This window comes from Cnuella takakiae, from assembly GCF_001953305.1.
In the GTDB taxonomy this organism is placed as follows: Bacteria; Bacteroidota; Bacteroidia; order Chitinophagales; family Chitinophagaceae; genus Flavisolibacter; species Flavisolibacter takakiae.
In genome coordinates, this window is sequence record NZ_MTFE01000010.1 from 1,543,313 (window position 1) to 1,559,103 (window position 15,791).

A 15,791-nucleotide genomic window follows, 5' to 3' on the forward strand; every position below is an offset into this window, starting at 1 on the left:
AACAAAGCCACTCCGCACTGAGTGGCTTTGTTGTTTGAAAGTAGATATGTACTAAATTCCCCCTTTAGGGGGACAGGGGGTGTTACCCCGCCCAACCCTCCCGATCTAAAGACCGGTACTGGATCGCCTCTGCCAGGTGTTCCGGTTTGATGTTTTCGGTACCCGCAAGGTCGGCAATGGTGCGGCTAACCTTGAGGATGCGGTCGTAGGCGCGGGCCGAGAGGTTGAGGCGTTCCATGGCGGTTTTAAGGAGGCGTTGGCCGATGGGGTCGATGACGCAGATATCGCGGAGCTGCTTGGCGCTCATCTGGGCATTGCAGTAGGTGCCCGGGCTTTCCTTGTAGCGTTCCGCCTGGCGTTCGCGGGCCTTGATCACCCGTTCGCGGATGGCTTCACTTGCTTCCTGTGGTTTCTTGGCCGACAGCTCGCTGAAGGGTACCGGCGTTACTTCCACGTGCAGGTCGATGCGATCGAGGAGCGGACCGGAAATCTTGTTCAGGTATTTCTGCACGGCACCCGGCGGGCAGGTACATGGCTTTTCGGGGTGGTTGTAAAAACCGCAGGGGCAGGGGTTCATGGATGCCATCAGCATGAAAGAGGCGGGAAAATCCAGCGCCACCTTAGCCCTTGAAATCGTTACCCTGCGCTCTTCCATGGGCTGGCGCATCACTTCCAGCACGGTGCGTTTAAATTCAGGGAGCTCGTCGAGAAAAAGTACACCGTTATGTGCCAGCGATATTTCACCGGGCTGCGGAACCGTGCCGCCGCCAACCAGGGCCACATCCGATATGGTGTGGTGGGGGCTGCGGAAAGGACGTTTGGAAATCAGCGTGGCATTTTCGGGCAGCTTGCCTGCCACGGAGTGGATCTTGGTGGTTTCCAAAGCCTCGTGGAGCGATAAGGGCGGCAGGATGGTAGGCAGGCGTTTGGCCAGCATGGTCTTACCTGCACCGGGCGGACCAATCAGGATGGCATTGTGCCCGCCGGCGGCCGCAATCTCCAGTGCCCGCTTGATATTTTCCTGGCCTTTAACATCAGAAAAGTCTATTTCAAAATCGTATTGCGCGTTGAAGAACTCTTCACGGGTATCCACTATCGTTGGCTGGAGGCTTTGTTCCCCGCTTTCAAAAAACTGAATCACTTCGTTGAGGTGCTCCACGCCAAACACTTTCAGGTTGTTGACCATGCCCGCCTCACGTGCGTTGGCCTTGGGTACAATCAGTCCTTTGAACCCTTCCTTTCTGGCCTGTATGGCAATGGGCAATGCCCCTTTAATGGGGCGCACAATACCATCAAGGCTTAACTCACCCATGATCACATAGCCAGCCAGCGCTTCGGCGCCCTGCATCTGCCCGGAGCCTGCCAGTATGCCCGCGGCAATGGTAAGATCGAATGCCGACCCGCTCTTCTTGATGTCGGCGGGCGCCATATTTACCACGATGCGGGTGCGGGGCATGTCGTAACCATTGGTTTTCATCGAACTTTCAATGCGCTGGAGGCTTTCCTTCACAGCATTGTCAGGCAGGCCCACAATCAGGTAGCCTGTAGCCGTTTCCATTGCATTTACTTCCACCGTAATGGTGGTTGCTTCCACGCCGTACACCGCACTGCCAAAAGTTTTTACCAGCATAGCTCTTCCTTATTCAAAATTGAAAATAGCAGAAAAAGGGGGAAGCGCATAAGGATGGGGTTAACGGCAAAGCATTTGCATGGAGCAACTATAAATTGAAGAGATGAAAAACGCAACTTCTTTATGGATAACAGCCCTGGCGCTGGCTACAACACTATCTTCCTGCGAGGTGGTGGGTGGTATTTTTAAAGCCGGTTTCTGGACTGCCATCATCCTCATTGTGCTGGTGGTGGCATTGATCATCTGGCTGATGCGCAGGGGCAGGAGAATGTAAAAGCAAAGTGTTTGGAGTTAGGGGTTTGGTGTTTAGGGTTGGTGGCGGTGCATTACCATAGTATCTTCTGATTACCATGCAATGTCACAGTTGTTTGCTGCAGTTAACCCATAACTCCAAACCCTAAACCTCCGTTTTCTTTTGCCGCGTTAGGTTTTATCTTACACCATGCTCCATTCCTCCACCCTCCAACTGCTGCGGTTGCACTTCTCGCTATTCCTGCTGCCGGTGTACCTGTTTGCACTGGGCGAGGTGGCAGAGGTGAACTGGACCAAGGCGCTGGTGTTGGGCATCATCCTGCACGGGTTGGTATACCCGGCCAGTAATGGCTACAACTCCTATATGGACCGGGATGAAACACCCATTGGCGGGCTTGCACATCCCATGCAACCAACAAGGCAGTTGTTTTACACTACCCTGGTGTTGGACACCGTATCGGTGATGGGCGCTTTGTTGTTTTTCGATCCGGTGGTAGCACTGGGTATATTATGCTACATTATCGCTTCCAGGGCATATAGCTGGCGTGGGCTACGTTTGAAAAGGTATCCGCTGACCGGGTTTGCCGTGGTGTTTATTTTCCAGGGAGCATGGATTTATGCGCTGACCCAATACGCGGTAGTGCAGCATGTGCATCAGCCTTTGTCCTGGATGCCTTTGCTTACGGCCAGCCTGCTCATTGGCGCATTGTACCCGCTCACGCAGGTGTACCAGCACGAAGCCGATTTACAGGATGGAGTAGAAACCATCAGCTACAAGCTGGGTAAGCGGGGCAGTTTTGTATTCAGTGGTTTTTTGTTCCTGCTGGCAGCGATCCTGCTTTTTATTTGGTACCGGCAGCAGCACCGGTTGAACGAATTCTTTTTATTCCTGTTAATCACCTTACCGGTGGTATTGTTTTTTGCCTGGTGGATGCGCAAGGTGTGGCAAGACGGAAGTCAGGCCAATTTTACCAACAGCCTGCGGATGAACCTGATGGCAACGGGCTGTACCATTCTATATTTTAGCACCCTTATTTATATCCATCATTTTGAGTAAAATCGTATCCATCGGCACGGCCCTGCCTGCCTATTGTCACCGGCAAAGCGATATCCTGCAGTTTATGCAACTGGTATATGCCAGCAACGATGTGGACCGGCGCAAGCTGCGCTTCCTGTACAGCCAGGGCGGCATCGACCAGCGTTATTCGGTGATTGGCGACTATAGCCGTCCTGCTGCCGACTGGAAGTTTTACCCGCAAACGGAAAACCTGGAGCCTTTCCCTTCCCTGGAAACCCGCATGGCCCTGTTCAACCGCTTTGCCCCCCAGCTTTCGGTAGATGCCATCCGCAACTGCCTGGAAGGTGTGGCGCATGCAAAAGACATTACCCACCTCATCACCGTGAGTTGTACCGGCATGAGCGCACCCGGCCTCGACCTGCAGGTGATGGAACTGCTGGACCTGCCCAAAAACATCATGCGTACATCGGTCAACTTTATGGGTTGTTATGCGGCCATCCATGCTCTTAAACTGGGTGATGCTTTTTGCCGCTCCGACAAAGATGCCCGGGTGTTGATTGTGTGTACCGAACTCTGTACCCTGCACTTTCAGCGCGAGGGTACCATGGACAATATCGCATCTTCCCTTCTTTTTGGCGATGGCAGTGCAGCGGTACTGATGATGGGTGCCGATGCTACACATAGCGGTTTGCAGGTATCGGGTTTTCATTCCGAAGTGCTGCCCAACGGCAAGCGAGATATGGCCTGGGAACTTTCTTCTTCGGGCTTCCTCATGACGCTCAGCGGCTATGTGCCCGAACTGATTGAAGAAGACCTGGATGACATCATTGAACGCGGTTTGCAGCGCCACCAAATGAACAAAGCAGATATCAGCCATTGGTGTATCCACCCTGGTGGTAAACGCATATTGGAAGCCATCACCAAGAGTGTGGGTTTGCAAAAAGAGCAGTTGCAGCATTCTTACCAGGTGCTGCAGGAGCATGGCAATATGTCGTCGGCAACCATACTTTTTGTACTCAAAAGAATGTTGCAGGAAAAGCCCGCAAAATTATTTGGCGCCGCCTTTGGTCCCGGGCTTACGGTAGAAACTTTTATGGCAACCAGCTAAGACAAATAGACGATTAGAAACTCAGAGCGATACGGACCACGGACCACAGGCCACCTGTTGTTCGTGGTCCATTGCCAATCATCTTAAACCGGAATAAACCTGCTCATGTTCGCCACCCGCAGCTATACCCCCGAACTGCTGGATCAGCCCCATATTCCTTTTGCGGACATCCGCCAGAATATGCGTGAGCTGGATACCATCAATACCCTGTTGGGCGGGCATGCCATTACATTGAAAGGGCTGCAAAAATTGGTGCCCGGCCAGGTGCAGCAGGCGCCTGTAAGCATACTGGAAATTGGATGCGGCGATGGCAATAACCTGCGGGTAGTACAGCAATGGGCAGAGCGAAAAGGTTTATCCCTCCAACTCACCGGTGTAGATTATAACCCCGAGTGCATTGCCTATGCACGGCAGCTTCCTGCCAATAATGCGATTCAATTTATCTGCTCCGACTACCGCACGGTTGCAGCGGCACAAAAGAGCGATATCGTTTTCTCTTCCCTTTTTTGCCACCACTTTACCGATGCGCAACTGGTGGAACAGTTGCAATGGATGCAGGCCAACAGCAACATCGGTTTTTTCATCAACGACCTGCACCGGCATCCATTGGCTTATCACAGCATCAGGCTGCTGACCCGTTTGTTTTCCAAAAGTTACCTGGTGAAAAATGACGCGCCTTTATCGGTGTTGCGTGGGTTTAAAAGAGGGGAGTGGCGCCACCTGCTTAAGGAAGCTAAAGTAGATGCACAAATTAATTGGGCATGGGCCTTCCGGTGGCTGATCGTTTGTAACTTGAGTAATACCCAACTTTAAACCCTTACCATTTTGTCTGCACACTTCGATACGGCGATTATTGGCGGCGGACTGGCCGGCCTTGCCCTGGCTATCCAGTTGGCCGACCAGGGTTGGCAGGTGGTTGTTTTTGAAAAAGAGCAGTACCCTTTTCACCGGGTTTGCGGCGAGTATATCAGCATGGAAGCATGGGATTTTTTATGTTCTCTTTCCCTGCCTTTAGACCAATGGAATTTGCCCCGCATCAACCGGCTGCAGGTAACCGCACCCGATGGCAGGAAACTGGAAGCCAGGCTGCCGCTGGGTGGTTTTGGCGTTAGCCGGTATAAGCTGGACGCCAGCCTTGCGGCCATTGCGGAAAAAAGAGGCGTGCAGCTGGTAACAGGGGCAAAGGTGGATGCGGTTTTGTCTGCCACTGATGGCTGCCAATTGCAGGTAAGGATCGACGGAAGTTCCCAGCGTTTTGATGCCCGGGTATGTTGTGGCGCCTGGGGCAAGCGCAGCAACATCGATCTGAAATGGCAACGGCCATTTGTGGCCGACAGCAGCACCCGTATTTCCAACTGGGTGGGCATCAAGTACCATATTCGCTGCTCCTGGCCCGAAGACCTGATTGGCCTACACAATTTCAGGGATGGCTATTGCGGCATATCGCGGATTGAAGATGGCTGGAACTGTTTGTGTTACCTCACCCGGGCGGTCAACTTAAAGGGCCTTTCCATTCCACAGCTGGAAGCCACCCTCATGAGCCGCAATCCTTACCTGGAGCAGGTGCTCAGCAACAGCAAACGAAGGGAAGGTTTTCCGCTCACCATCTCGCAGGTTAGCTTTTTACCCAAAACACAAGTGGAACAGGGCGTACTGCTGATGGGTGATGCTGCGGGCATGATTACACCGCTTTGTGGTAATGGCATGAGCATGGCCCTCCATGCCAGTAAGGTGGCGGCCCTGCAAGTGGGCGATTTTTTAAGCGGTAAACAAACGCGCAGCAGCATGGAAGCTGCCTATATCCGTGAGTGGCGGCGCCTGTTTCAGCACCGCCTTCGCACCGGCAGGTTGCTCCAGCGCTTCTTCGGGTCGGAGCAGGGCAGCAATATGCTGGTGGGTGTGATGGGCAAACTGCCTGGTCTTACCCGTACCCTCATCCGCCAAACCCATGGGCAGCCTTTTTAAGGCATGTAGTTTGGTACCTTAGCCAAACAAAGAGCGTCCTTATGGAACAGACAAAAACAGGTAAAAAAACAGTGGTGCTGGGTGCCTCGTCCAACCCCGACCGGTACAGTTTTCTTGCAGTGAATAAACTGAGAGCCTACAAACATCCGGTGGTGGCTATCGGAAAACGGAGCGGCAATGTAGGCGATACAGAAATTCTTGCTGCACCCGAACCCCAGGAAGGAGTAGATACCGTAACGCTGTACCTGAATCCCACCAACCAGCAACCTTATTACGATTATATCCTGGGCCTCAAACCCCAGCGGATCATCTTCAACCCCGGAACTGAAAACCCGGAGTTGATGCGCAAGGCCCGCGAGCAGGGCATTGAGCCCGTAGTGGCCTGTACGCTGGTGATGTTGTCGGCAGGGATGTATTGATAAGGGACGACGGACCACAGACGACGGACAACGGGTGGTCTGTGGTCCGTCGTCTGTGGTTTAGGCCGGAAATTTCGTACTGCTTACCTCAAACCCAAATAATCAGTAATGATTAATTAATAATGTTTACCTGTGCTCCGGATTTTCGCATTAATGTTTTTCATAATTTAGGGAAACACTGTTCGTATGCGTTGGAGAAAATTCAATGGCGAAACGATCGACCTACCCATTTACAAGGCCGTAGAAAACGCCATCAAAAGAGAAGCGGCAGCAGGCAATAAGCTGAAAGTTTGTATCGGCACCGACTCGCAGGTAAAAGGCCACGAGACCGAGTTTGCCACCGTGATCGTTTTTTTAAGAGAAGGGCACGGCGGGTTCATGTTCATCCACAACGACAAAACCACGCACCAGTACAGCATCAAAGAGCGTATGCTGGTGGAGGTGGCTAAAAGTATAGAGGTTGCATACGAGTTATGCAACCTTTTTTCTTTGTACAAAGTGGATATGGAAGTGCACGCCGACATCAACACCAGCCCCAACTTCAAGAGTAACGATGCCCTCAAAGAGGCCATGGGTTATATCCTTGGGATGGGCTTTGCCTTCAAGGCCAAACCCGAGGCTTTTGCCAGCAGCAGTTGCGCGAATAAAATGTGCAACTAGGGTAATGTGCTAATTAGCTAATGTGATAATGTGCTAATTAGGTAACCTGCTAATGGAATGTACTCTCAGGTAATAAATTTTTGGAAGTACCTGAAAAGGGCAGTAGCGGCGTTTTGTAATTGAAACCAATTACTTGCTGCCACGACCTGTATTTTGTTAGCACATTAGCTAATTATTACATTAGCTTATTTCCCTCCCTTCTGCTCCCACCACTCCTCATTCATAGCTTGCACCAGGCTCAGGATCTTCTTGCCGCCGAGGTGCTTTTCGGCCGAGGTAATGAAGGAGATAGGGAGTTCTTCCCACTGCTCCTTCAGGGTATTCATGAAGCGGTTCACGTTGTTGGCCACTTCTTTTTGGGTGCTCTTATCGGCCTTCGTAAAAATGATGGAAAAAGGCACCTGCCACTCGCCCATCTGGTTGATGAACTCCAGGTCGAGTTCCTGTGGCTCGTGGCGGCTATCCACCAACACAAAGAGGTTGACGAGGTTCTCCCTTTTGCGGATATATCCTTCGATCATCTTCTCCCAGCTTTTGCGCTGGTTCTGGCTCACCTTGGCAAAACCGTAGCCGGGCAAATCCACCAGGTACCATTTTTTGCGGTCGCTGCCCAGTACGTCAAAATGGTTGATCATCTGGGTCTTGCCCGGAGAGCGGGATACCTTGGCCAGTTCCTTTTTTTGGGTGAGCATATTGATCACGGAAGACTTGCCCACATTACTGCGGCCGATAAATGCGTATTCGGGCCGGTCGGGTTTGGGGCATAAGTCAACAGAAGGGGAGCTGATGAGGTACGAAGCCTGGATGATTTCCATCGGGCAAAGGTAAACCGAACCGCAGATTTGTATGATTTTATAATGATTGCATGATGTACACTTAGGCAACTTGCTTGCAGTGCTGATGAATTTTTTTGTTGTGGGCATCACCATTCATGACCGCAATTGTTAAAAATCTTATAGAATAAACAACAGGATATTCAGAAATGATGATGCGGTATTATTGTCTGGGGACCAAATTTCAAAATCGATGTGTACTGTTGTATGGTTTTTTTAATCAATGGGTAAACAAAACTTTGGTGCTGCCCGCTATTGCAGCATCTTCCTATTCACAGGTCATAATAATCATTATAAAATCATACAAATCTGCGGTTCGGTTTACCTTTGCAGCCACTATGGCCGAGTTTCCACACGATAAGATCAAGCCCTTTTCAGCAGCGGGCGGTAAGAAAGAGCAGGTGAGCGCAATGTTTGACAATATTGCGGGCCGCTACGATTTTATGAACCGGTTTCTGAGCGCCGGTATCGATGTAAGCTGGCGGATCAAAGCCATATCTCTTTTTAAAAAAGACCAGCCCCGGCACCTGCTGGATGTGGCTACCGGCACGGCCGACATGGCCCTGCGGGCCGCAAAAATGCTCCACCCCCAAAAGATCACGGGTATCGATATCTCGCCTGGTATGCTGGCCATCGGCCGTAAGAAAGTGGCTGCGGAAGTGTTATCTACCGAAATAGAACTGCTGGATGGCGACAGCGAAACCATCCATTTTCCTGATGCCACCTTCGATGGTGTGATGGTAGCTTTTGGCGTACGCAACTTCGAGCACCTGGAGCAGGGGCTATCGGAGATCTACCGGGTGCTGAAGCCCGGCGCACAACTGGTAGTGCTGGAGTTCAGCAAACCTAAAATTCCGCTTGTTCAGCCCCTGTACAACCTGTACATGAACCAAATGGCACCCTTTTTCGCCGAGTTGTTTACCAAGAACAAAAAGGCTTATCAGTACCTCAACGAATCCTCCAAAGCCTTTCCCGACCGGGAAAATTTTGTCCGCATCCTCAGTGAAGTAGGTTTTCAAAAAACCTATTTCAAACCTTTGAGCTTTGGTATCTGCTGTGTGTATAGCGGCAGGAAAGCTTCCTGATCATTTACCATATTTTAAGCGCAGGGCTGTTGTGGTCCTGCGTTTTTTATGTGCAAAAAAAAGGATGCTCCTGGTGGAGCATCCTTAGTGGTTTTTCAGATTAGTCAAAGATTATTCCCTTCGGTCGATCAGTTTACCTGTTGTACGGAGGTTCCCTACACGCAGCTGGTAGATCAATGTCTTCCGCTGTGCGGCCGGAACTGTGTAGTAAATAGTCTGAGCTTTGCCGGCGAAAATATAACCCTGGTAAGCTACACCTACCTTCTGACCCAGCAGGTTGAACACTTCCAGGACACCCTGACCTGATACGGGCGATTCAATGTTGAATTGAACGCGGTCGCGGTAGGGGTTGGGTGTTGCGGTTACCTTCAACACTTCTTGTAGCAGAACCTTACTTGATGCATCCCTGGACTGTACCATTGTAAGCGGTGCAGCGAGTGTGGATGTGCAAGTATTGATGGTCAGGTTTTCATCGCTGTTGGGAACAATTGTATTGATGGTATTTGCTGTAGCTCCTTGGGAAAGATTGAAGGAGTAAGTAGCAGGCAGCGTGTTGGCAATTGCATCCCTGATAGAATTACTGTTGTACTTAACAGAGATGATAACTTCCTGCGCCAGGTTACTAAGGCCTGTAATATTAATTACCGGTTGTGCCGGGTTACCAAAATCGGTGGTCACATTCCTGGTAATCTGGGTACAGCTGCTGGTCCAAGCCTTGATCTCATCACTGGTAAATAACCTTGTAGAACCGGTTATTGAACCGTTAGTGATAGACTGGTTGATCCGTACACTGAGAGTGCTTACACCTGCAGGCTTGGTTACCTTGGCATAGAAGAACCATGCACCAGGATTGCTTGCATTAGTGATCTTCTTACTTGCATCAACTGCTACACAAAGTGAACGGAGTGGTGCTACACTTTGAGTTGTGAAGTTTTCACATGTTGTACCAGTTGGGAAGATGTTATTCTGACAAGACAATACTGTTATGCGCTGGGTACATGTATTTTGATTTCCACATGCATCAACAGCTGTCCAAGTCTTGCTGTAGGTGATTGATCCATCGGCATTGGTAACCTGTGTAACAGTGCCTCCTGTCGGAGTAACGGTTCCGCCGCAGTTGTCTGTTACAGTAGGTGTGCCAAAGGTCGGGGTAGATCCACAGGCAAGCGTTTGGTTTGCAGGACAGGTGATTGTCGGCGGAGTGATGTCCTCAGTCCATGTCACGGTGCGTGTTGCGGTGCTTTGATTGCCGCAAGCATCTGTAGCGGTCCATGTTCTTGTTTGTGAACGTGAACAACCATTGCTTACCACCTCACCTGTACTTACCGTCAAGCCATTGACAGCAGCCAGACCGCAGTTGTCTGCAGCAGTAGCTGAACCCAGGGCAGCGTCAATAGCTGCTGCAGTTGGATTACAGCCAAGGGACGTTGTACCGCCACTTGCTCCGGCAGATGGTGTAATGGTCGGATTGACATTGTCCGCTACAGTTCTTGTTAACGGACATTCCGTTGATTGTCCATCAGCTTGTGTTACCCTCAGCGAAACGGTATAGTTACCGCAGGCAATGTGGTTGACGGTGATAGAGGATGCGGTTGATGTGGTTTGACCGTTCACAACTGATGCACCACTGATCCTGGCAATGTTGCTTGGTGATACTGTCCACAGGAAAGTAAGCCCTGTCCCGGTAGGAGCACTGTATGTGGCAGTTCCACTTGGGCAAGGATTGAAAGCACCGGGGACGATGGCGCAGTCTGGCGGTGGCAATACTGCCGCAGCAGACAACGAGCGATCCTGGTTGCCCAGATTGGTAAGTGTACCATCCTGTTCACCGGTTAAGTTCCTGCCCCAGGAGATAAGCCGCATGTGGTAAGGTGAACCACTAATGCCTCCAGCAGAACGCGGCACACCGTTTACAAAACCCCAATCAGCCCGGCTGGCAATATGGCCACCCCAGGCTAATACCACGGTCCTCTCAGTTTGGCCTGCTGGGATTTGCACAGTAAAAGTCACCCGAATCCGCTGCTCAGAATTTGCTGCAGTTAAACTGCCCAAAGGAGTAACATATACTATTTGTGTAATATCTCCTCCCCACATGCTCATTTGAACCTTAGCAGCGTTCGCTGTAGCAATCTTACCAAAAGAAGTCGCCGGTTCTCCTGGTACTGGAGAACCAACAGAACTGGGGGTAGGTATTGTAAACTTATCTATGGTCACATTTCTATTGGCATACACCGTCCCAATTCTGGGATCTATCAATTCCTGGCTGTGTGCAGGGTCGTATGTATGTGGCTGTAACCGGTCAAAATCGGTCAGGTAATCAATAGCATGTGCATTACTGTGTTTGATATCATAACCAAGTATCAAAGAGACTGTGGTTCCATTTGCCGGCATGCTGGTCATTACAACCCTATAGGGAATGGACTGACCCTCCCTGTAATGTGCAGTTTGGTTTCCGGCATTACCGTTTTGCCAAAACCCCGGATCTGTAGGTTGATCAGCCGTTCCGTTCCTTACTTGATCAAGGTTTGCAGCCTGGCCAAGTATTGCTCCTGTGCAAAGCAGCATAAGGCATATCGTTAGCCAACAGCGGGGTCCTCGGACAAGCCTAAGTTGTGTTGACAGCAGCAATGAGCTTGCTAATTTGAGGTAATTGATTGGATTCATTTTTTTTGATTGAATTGAGTGAAAGCTTTTGTTTCAATTCAATGGAGAGTGTCTCCATCTAAAGATGGACTTATGGTGGCGCATGCGCATTATACAGGGGCACACTTAGGTATGGGCAAAAAGGAACTTGCACCATGGTGGGGTGTATTTAAAAAATAAATAAGCATTGGTGAGAGTGGCAAGCAATCACGAGGAACGGAGCAGTAGAAAAGAGGGGCAACAAAAAGGGAGTTCGCGGGGTAGGGATGTAAGTAGATAGTTTGAAAGAAGTATTTCCCTAGGCAGTTGTGCCGAAATACCTTGTTAAAGTAGAGCTGCTGAAAGAAATTTGCAACCCTTTAACAGGATATTTTTCAGTTGTATTCCTCTAAGAATATTGATTATTGATTATCAGGAACAAAGAGTATAACTAAAAAAGGTAACTCCCATTTGATTAGATAGGTAGAGCGAGGCGCTAACCTTATCGTTTACGCAAGAATAAGAAGCAACGTTCCACTTCATTTTAATATAAAACAGAAAGGGCGCCCACTCGGAGCACCCCTTTGGTTCTGCAAAAGGATGAATCATTTAAGCCCGATCAGCTTTCCGGTCACTTGCTGATCCCCTACCCGGAATACATAAACCAGGCTGGTCTTCAGGTAGCCGGGCACCAGGAAGTCCACCATTTGGGCTTTGCCGGATTGTACATAACCCTGGAAAACAGTCCTGACCTTTTGACCATTGAGGTTGTACAACTCCAAAATACCATAGCCCGATGATGCCGACTCCAGTTGAAAACGAACCTTATCGCTAAAAGGATTGGGCGCAGCCCTCACCTGGGTAACAGGCTTGCCTTCCAATACAACCTTCTGGGAAATGGTGCGCTGTTGCTGGTTATTGAGCGAAACGGGCGGGGCACAGGCCATAACTACATCACTACAGGATACAGTTGTTACGCAACCGAATCCATTCTTCACTTTATACCCGGAAACGGAACCGGAACCAAGGCCTGTAAAGCTGTTGCTTGACTGGAAATTTGTGCCATTGTCGATACTGTATTCAAAGCCGCTGCCACCACTGGCAGCAAAGCTTACACTTCCCGAGTTGGCGCAAAGGCTTGGCTGGCTGATGCAAACAGAGAAGTTGGGCGCTTCGGTATTTACGGCAACCACTACCTGTCTGGTATCGGTGCAGCCATTAGCCAGGTTGGTTTTGGTAACAGTATAGGTAGTGCTGGCAGCCGGGTTTGCAGTGGGATTGCTAATGGCAGCATCACTCAGACCTGTTGCCGGTGCCCAGGCATAAGAAAAGCCACTTGCTGGTGTTTCACCAATGGTGGCACCGCTGGTATTGAGTACACAGGTTTTGGTAAAAGCTCCTCCAATGCTGCCTACGTCGGGTATAGTAGTGTTGACGGTTACTGTTACGGGAGCATCCGCGTAGCAACCATTTGTGTTGTTGGTTTTTGTTACGGTGTACACCGTTGTAGCAGTTGGGTTCACCGTTGGGTAAGCACTTGTGGCAGTAAAGCCAACAGGTGAAGAAGTCCAGGCATAGCTGAAGCCCGCTTGTGCTGTTTCGCCAATGGCCGCTCCACTTGCGTTGGTGGTACATGTTTTGGTAAATGCCCCGCCAATTCCGCTGATATCGGGTGTCGTGGTATGCACCGTTACCGCTACCTGCCTGGTGTTGGTACAACCGTTTGTAAGATTGGTTTTGGTAACGGTATAAGTGGTGCTCACCGTGGGGTTGGCAGTTGGATTTCCAATATTGCTGGCACTCAGGCCCGTTGCCGGCAACCAGGTGTAGCTATAATCGTCCACCGGAGTTTCGCCGATGGTAGCACCATTGGTATTGCTGATACAGGTCCTGGTAAAGGCGCCTCCAATGCTGTTTACACTGGGTTGCACCTGGTCAACAGTTACCAAAACAGTTTTGGCGTTAAAGCATCCGGTAGCCGTCTCCGTTTTGGTTACCGTATAGGTGGTAGTGGTAGTTGGGTTGGCATTAGGGTTACCGATCGTGTATGCACTTAAGCCTGCAGCCGGCGACCAGGAGTAAGTAAAGCCGGTAACAGGAGTTTCACCAATGTCCGCGCCGCTTGTTTTCAACACACAGGTTTTGGTGAACTCGCCTCCAATACTACTTACATCCGGTAGTGTATTGTTTACTGTAACCGTTACAGTGGCCTCGGCATAACAGCCGTTTGATGGGTTTGTTTTGCGAACAGTGTAATTGGTAGTTCTTTGTGGGTTAACATTAGGATCGGCACTTGAAGCAGTAAATCCTGATGGCACCGAAGTCCATGCATAGGTAAAGCCTGTTTGTCCACTCTCGCCAATAGTGCCACCATTGGTATTGGCAATACATGTTTTTGTGAAGGCGCCGCCAATGCTGCTTATACTGGGTTTTGCCTGGTCAACTGTTACTACAACTTGCTTTGTATTGCTGCAACCGTTTGTCGTGCTGGTTTTGGTTACCGTGTACGTGGTGGTAGCATCCGGGTTAGCCAATGGATTACCAATGTTTGCATCACTTAAACCTGTATTGGATACCCAGGCGTATGTAAAGCCTATTACCGGTGATTCGCCAATATAGGTACCATTGGGAAAGTCAGAACAGGTCTTTGTAAACCCATACCCGATATCGCTGATACCGGGTATGGCCCTGTCAACAGTTACCAATACTTGCTTGGTACTGGTACACCCGGTTGCCGTATTTGTTTTGGTTACCGTGTAAGTGGTTGTAGTGGTGGGATTGGCGGTAGGGTTGCCCACGTTTGCAGTACTGAGCCCGGTAGTGGGTGCCCAGGAATAAGTAAAACCTGTTGCCGGTGTTTCGCCGATGAGGGCACCATTTAGAAAAGCCGTACAGGTTTTGGTGAAGGCACCACCAATGCCACTAACATCAGGTGCAGCAGCATTCCCAATGGTGCGGTTGAAGTTGTTGTTGATGCAACCACGGCTGTCTGTTACCTCTATGTTGTAGGTGCCACTGGGCAGGCTGAATGTGGTGGAACTGCCGGCAACAATTCCGGTACGCGTAGTGCCGGCCACTGTTACCTTGTAAGGACCTAAGCCACCACTGGGAAATACCTGTAAAGATCCATTGGCAGCACAGGTAGCGTTGTTTACCGAAAAATCAGCAGTCACACCCAGGCCAATTTTGATGGAGGGCAGCGTGCCGCATTTTGGGTTGAGGGTGGCCGTATTGGTCCGAAGGAAATCACAGGTCTCATTACTGTTGGCCGTGGTCCATGCCAGGTAAAGGTTCTCTATCACTAGTGACTCCCCGCATCTGACTGTAATACTCGTTAAACCGGAGGTTGCCTGTAGCTGGTTGTCGCTGTTGGCCTTTACCTGGTTGGCACAGGCAAAAATCGGGGTGCCTGCAGTCGTTTTAATTCCGTTGTCATCTACCTGCTCCCCGGCGGCATTAAACCGCTTCAGGGTGCCCCACAATGCAAAGGAGGTACGGGTAGATCCTGTTTTGTTGCGGATGCCCAACATCAGGTTGCGGGTGCCTGAACACTGGCAAGGGTTGGCAGCAGGTGCCGGCAAGGTTGCGCTGATCAGTTCCAGGTCCTTTGAAGTACAGGAGGTTGCCGGAGGAAAGGTTTGGGCATGTAACTGAAAACCCTGAAACATACAGGCGGTGACAAACAGGAATAAGGCAAGCAATTTCCTGATCCTGCTTTGAGGGCCACGGCCCGTACTACTTTGTTCTGATTGCTGGGTAAATGTGCACATGATCGTTTTGGTTTATACTGAATAGCGTTTGATATAAGTTGGTTGGCTTACTTATAAAACCGAGCGCACGAAAACAGCAACCTACGCACCTGGGCGGCAGGGCAAGAGCCATTTTGGGACGTTCAGGCCCGGGGCATGACGGTGGGTCAGGCGCAAAGTGGTAGGGTTCTGTTTAGGTGCAAACGGTTAAGCCCCCGAAGGCAAAAGGGTGGACGGATTTTAAAGGATGTAAAAGGCCATGCAGTGCCCTTTGCTGGATTGCAGGAAGAAACTTCTGGATAAATTTTCGGGGGGTAGGGATTATAATGCAATTGAAAAGTAGAGCCGGCCCGTCTATTATGCAAGAGCTTGTTCAACTTTCGATTTTAATCTACAAGGGTGTAAATCTGTTTCGGGTTACAATTATTTGGCAGCTGTATCGTTTAATGC

12 protein-coding genes and 1 pseudogene are annotated in these 15,791 nt (G+C 50.2%); 8 read left to right on the plus strand and 5 right to left on the minus strand.

Annotation, left to right across the window (positions count from 1 at the left end):
* Positions 1 to 82 precede the first annotated feature (82 nt).
* Both BUE76_RS07010 and BUE76_RS25455 read right to left on the minus strand, forming a co-directional pair.
* The gene (locus BUE76_RS07010) at positions 83 to 1,630 is read right to left on the minus strand and encodes a YifB family Mg chelatase-like AAA ATPase (protein ID WP_073040505.1); all 1,548 of its coding nucleotides are present in this window, start codon (positions 1,628 to 1,630) and stop codon (positions 83 to 85) included.
* 60 nt (positions 1,631 to 1,690) lie between these two features.
* A pseudogene (locus tag BUE76_RS25455) lies at positions 1,691 to 1,822 on the minus strand (hypothetical protein); the annotation flags it as partial.
* Between BUE76_RS25455 and BUE76_RS25080 the strand changes: the two are divergent.
* The 7 genes from BUE76_RS25080 (at position 1,773) to BUE76_RS07040 (ending at position 7,052) form a co-directional block, all read left to right on the plus strand.
* The gene (locus BUE76_RS25080; protein WP_394333552.1) at positions 1,773 to 1,904 is read left to right on the plus strand and encodes a phosphatidate cytidylyltransferase; all 132 of its coding nucleotides are present in this window, start codon (positions 1,773 to 1,775) and stop codon (positions 1,902 to 1,904) included. The pseudogene BUE76_RS25455 and the gene BUE76_RS25080 overlap by 50 nt on opposite strands.
* Positions 1,905 to 2,072: 168 nt before the next feature.
* The gene (locus BUE76_RS07015; protein ID WP_073040503.1) at positions 2,073 to 2,939 is read left to right on the plus strand and encodes a UbiA family prenyltransferase; all 867 of its coding nucleotides are present in this window, start codon (positions 2,073 to 2,075) and stop codon (positions 2,937 to 2,939) included.
* On the plus strand, positions 2,932 to 4,008 hold the full coding sequence (locus tag BUE76_RS07020; RefSeq protein ID WP_073040501.1) for a type III polyketide synthase: 1,077 nt from the start codon (positions 2,932 to 2,934) through the stop codon (positions 4,006 to 4,008). The genes BUE76_RS07015 and BUE76_RS07020 overlap by 8 nt, the downstream gene beginning before the upstream one ends.
* Positions 4,009 to 4,113: 105 nt before the next feature.
* Positions 4,114 to 4,821: a methyltransferase domain-containing protein gene (locus tag BUE76_RS07025; protein WP_073040499.1), complete on the plus strand. Its 708-nt coding sequence runs from the start codon at positions 4,114 to 4,116 to the stop codon at positions 4,819 to 4,821.
* 12 nt (positions 4,822 to 4,833) lie between these two features.
* Entirely contained in the window at positions 4,834 to 5,973 is a 1,140-nt protein-coding gene (locus BUE76_RS07030) for an NAD(P)/FAD-dependent oxidoreductase (protein WP_073040498.1), read from the plus strand.
* A gap of 41 nt (positions 5,974 to 6,014) precedes the next feature.
* A complete protein-coding gene (locus tag BUE76_RS07035; protein ID WP_073040496.1) occupies positions 6,015 to 6,392 on the plus strand; it encodes a CoA-binding protein in 378 nt (125 codons plus the stop codon).
* 186 nt (positions 6,393 to 6,578) lie between these two features.
* Positions 6,579 to 7,052: a ribonuclease H-like YkuK family protein gene (locus BUE76_RS07040; protein ID WP_073040494.1), complete on the plus strand. Its 474-nt coding sequence runs from the start codon at positions 6,579 to 6,581 to the stop codon at positions 7,050 to 7,052.
* 185 nt (positions 7,053 to 7,237) lie between these two features.
* Here the strand turns inward: BUE76_RS07040 and yihA are convergent, their stop codons facing one another.
* Positions 7,238 to 7,867: a ribosome biogenesis GTP-binding protein YihA/YsxC gene (gene yihA / locus BUE76_RS07045; RefSeq protein ID WP_073040492.1), complete on the minus strand. Its 630-nt coding sequence runs from the start codon at positions 7,865 to 7,867 to the stop codon at positions 7,238 to 7,240.
* A 356-nt stretch (positions 7,868 to 8,223) separates the two neighbouring features.
* Here yihA and ubiE point away from each other — a divergent pair, with 356 nt between their 5' ends.
* On the plus strand, positions 8,224 to 8,970 hold the full coding sequence (gene ubiE / locus BUE76_RS07050; protein WP_073040958.1) for a bifunctional demethylmenaquinone methyltransferase/2-methoxy-6-polyprenyl-1,4-benzoquinol methylase UbiE: 747 nt from the start codon (positions 8,224 to 8,226) through the stop codon (positions 8,968 to 8,970).
* 111 nt (positions 8,971 to 9,081) lie between these two features.
* Here ubiE and BUE76_RS24150 read toward each other — a convergent pair whose 3' ends face one another.
* Positions 9,082 to 11,535: an HYR-like domain-containing protein gene (locus BUE76_RS24150; protein ID WP_143157214.1), complete on the minus strand. Its 2,454-nt coding sequence runs from the start codon at positions 11,533 to 11,535 to the stop codon at positions 9,082 to 9,084.
* A 662-nt stretch (positions 11,536 to 12,197) separates the two neighbouring features.
* Complete coding sequence (locus BUE76_RS07060; RefSeq protein ID WP_073040488.1) at positions 12,198 to 15,362, minus strand: hypothetical protein; 3,165 nt, start codon at positions 15,360 to 15,362, stop codon at positions 12,198 to 12,200.
* Between the last annotated feature and the right edge of the window lie 429 nt (positions 15,363 to 15,791).

What these genes read in the sequence shown, in the direction of transcription:
- ubiE (WP_073040958.1), top strand. Translation starts at nt 8,224, where the DNA reads ATGGCCGAGTTTCCACACGATAAGATCAAGCCCTTTTCAGCAGCGGGC.
- yihA (WP_073040492.1), bottom strand. Translation starts at nt 7,867, where the DNA reads ATGGAAATCATCCAGGCTTCGTACCTCATCAGCTCCCCTTCTGTTGAC.
- BUE76_RS07015 (WP_073040503.1), top strand. Translation starts at nt 2,073, where the DNA reads ATGCTCCATTCCTCCACCCTCCAACTGCTGCGGTTGCACTTCTCGCTA.
- BUE76_RS07010 (WP_073040505.1), bottom strand. Translation starts at nt 1,630, where the DNA reads ATGCTGGTAAAAACTTTTGGCAGTGCGGTGTACGGCGTGGAAGCAACC.
- BUE76_RS07025 (WP_073040499.1), top strand. Translation starts at nt 4,114, where the DNA reads ATGTTCGCCACCCGCAGCTATACCCCCGAACTGCTGGATCAGCCCCAT.
- BUE76_RS24150 (WP_143157214.1), bottom strand. Translation starts at nt 11,535, where the DNA reads ATGCTGCTTTGCACAGGAGCAATACTTGGCCAGGCTGCAAACCTTGAT.
- BUE76_RS07060 (WP_073040488.1), bottom strand. Translation starts at nt 15,362, where the DNA reads ATGTGCACATTTACCCAGCAATCAGAACAAAGTAGTACGGGCCGTGGC.
- BUE76_RS07040 (WP_073040494.1), top strand. Translation starts at nt 6,579, where the DNA reads ATGCGTTGGAGAAAATTCAATGGCGAAACGATCGACCTACCCATTTAC.
- BUE76_RS07035 (WP_073040496.1), top strand. Translation starts at nt 6,015, where the DNA reads ATGGAACAGACAAAAACAGGTAAAAAAACAGTGGTGCTGGGTGCCTCG.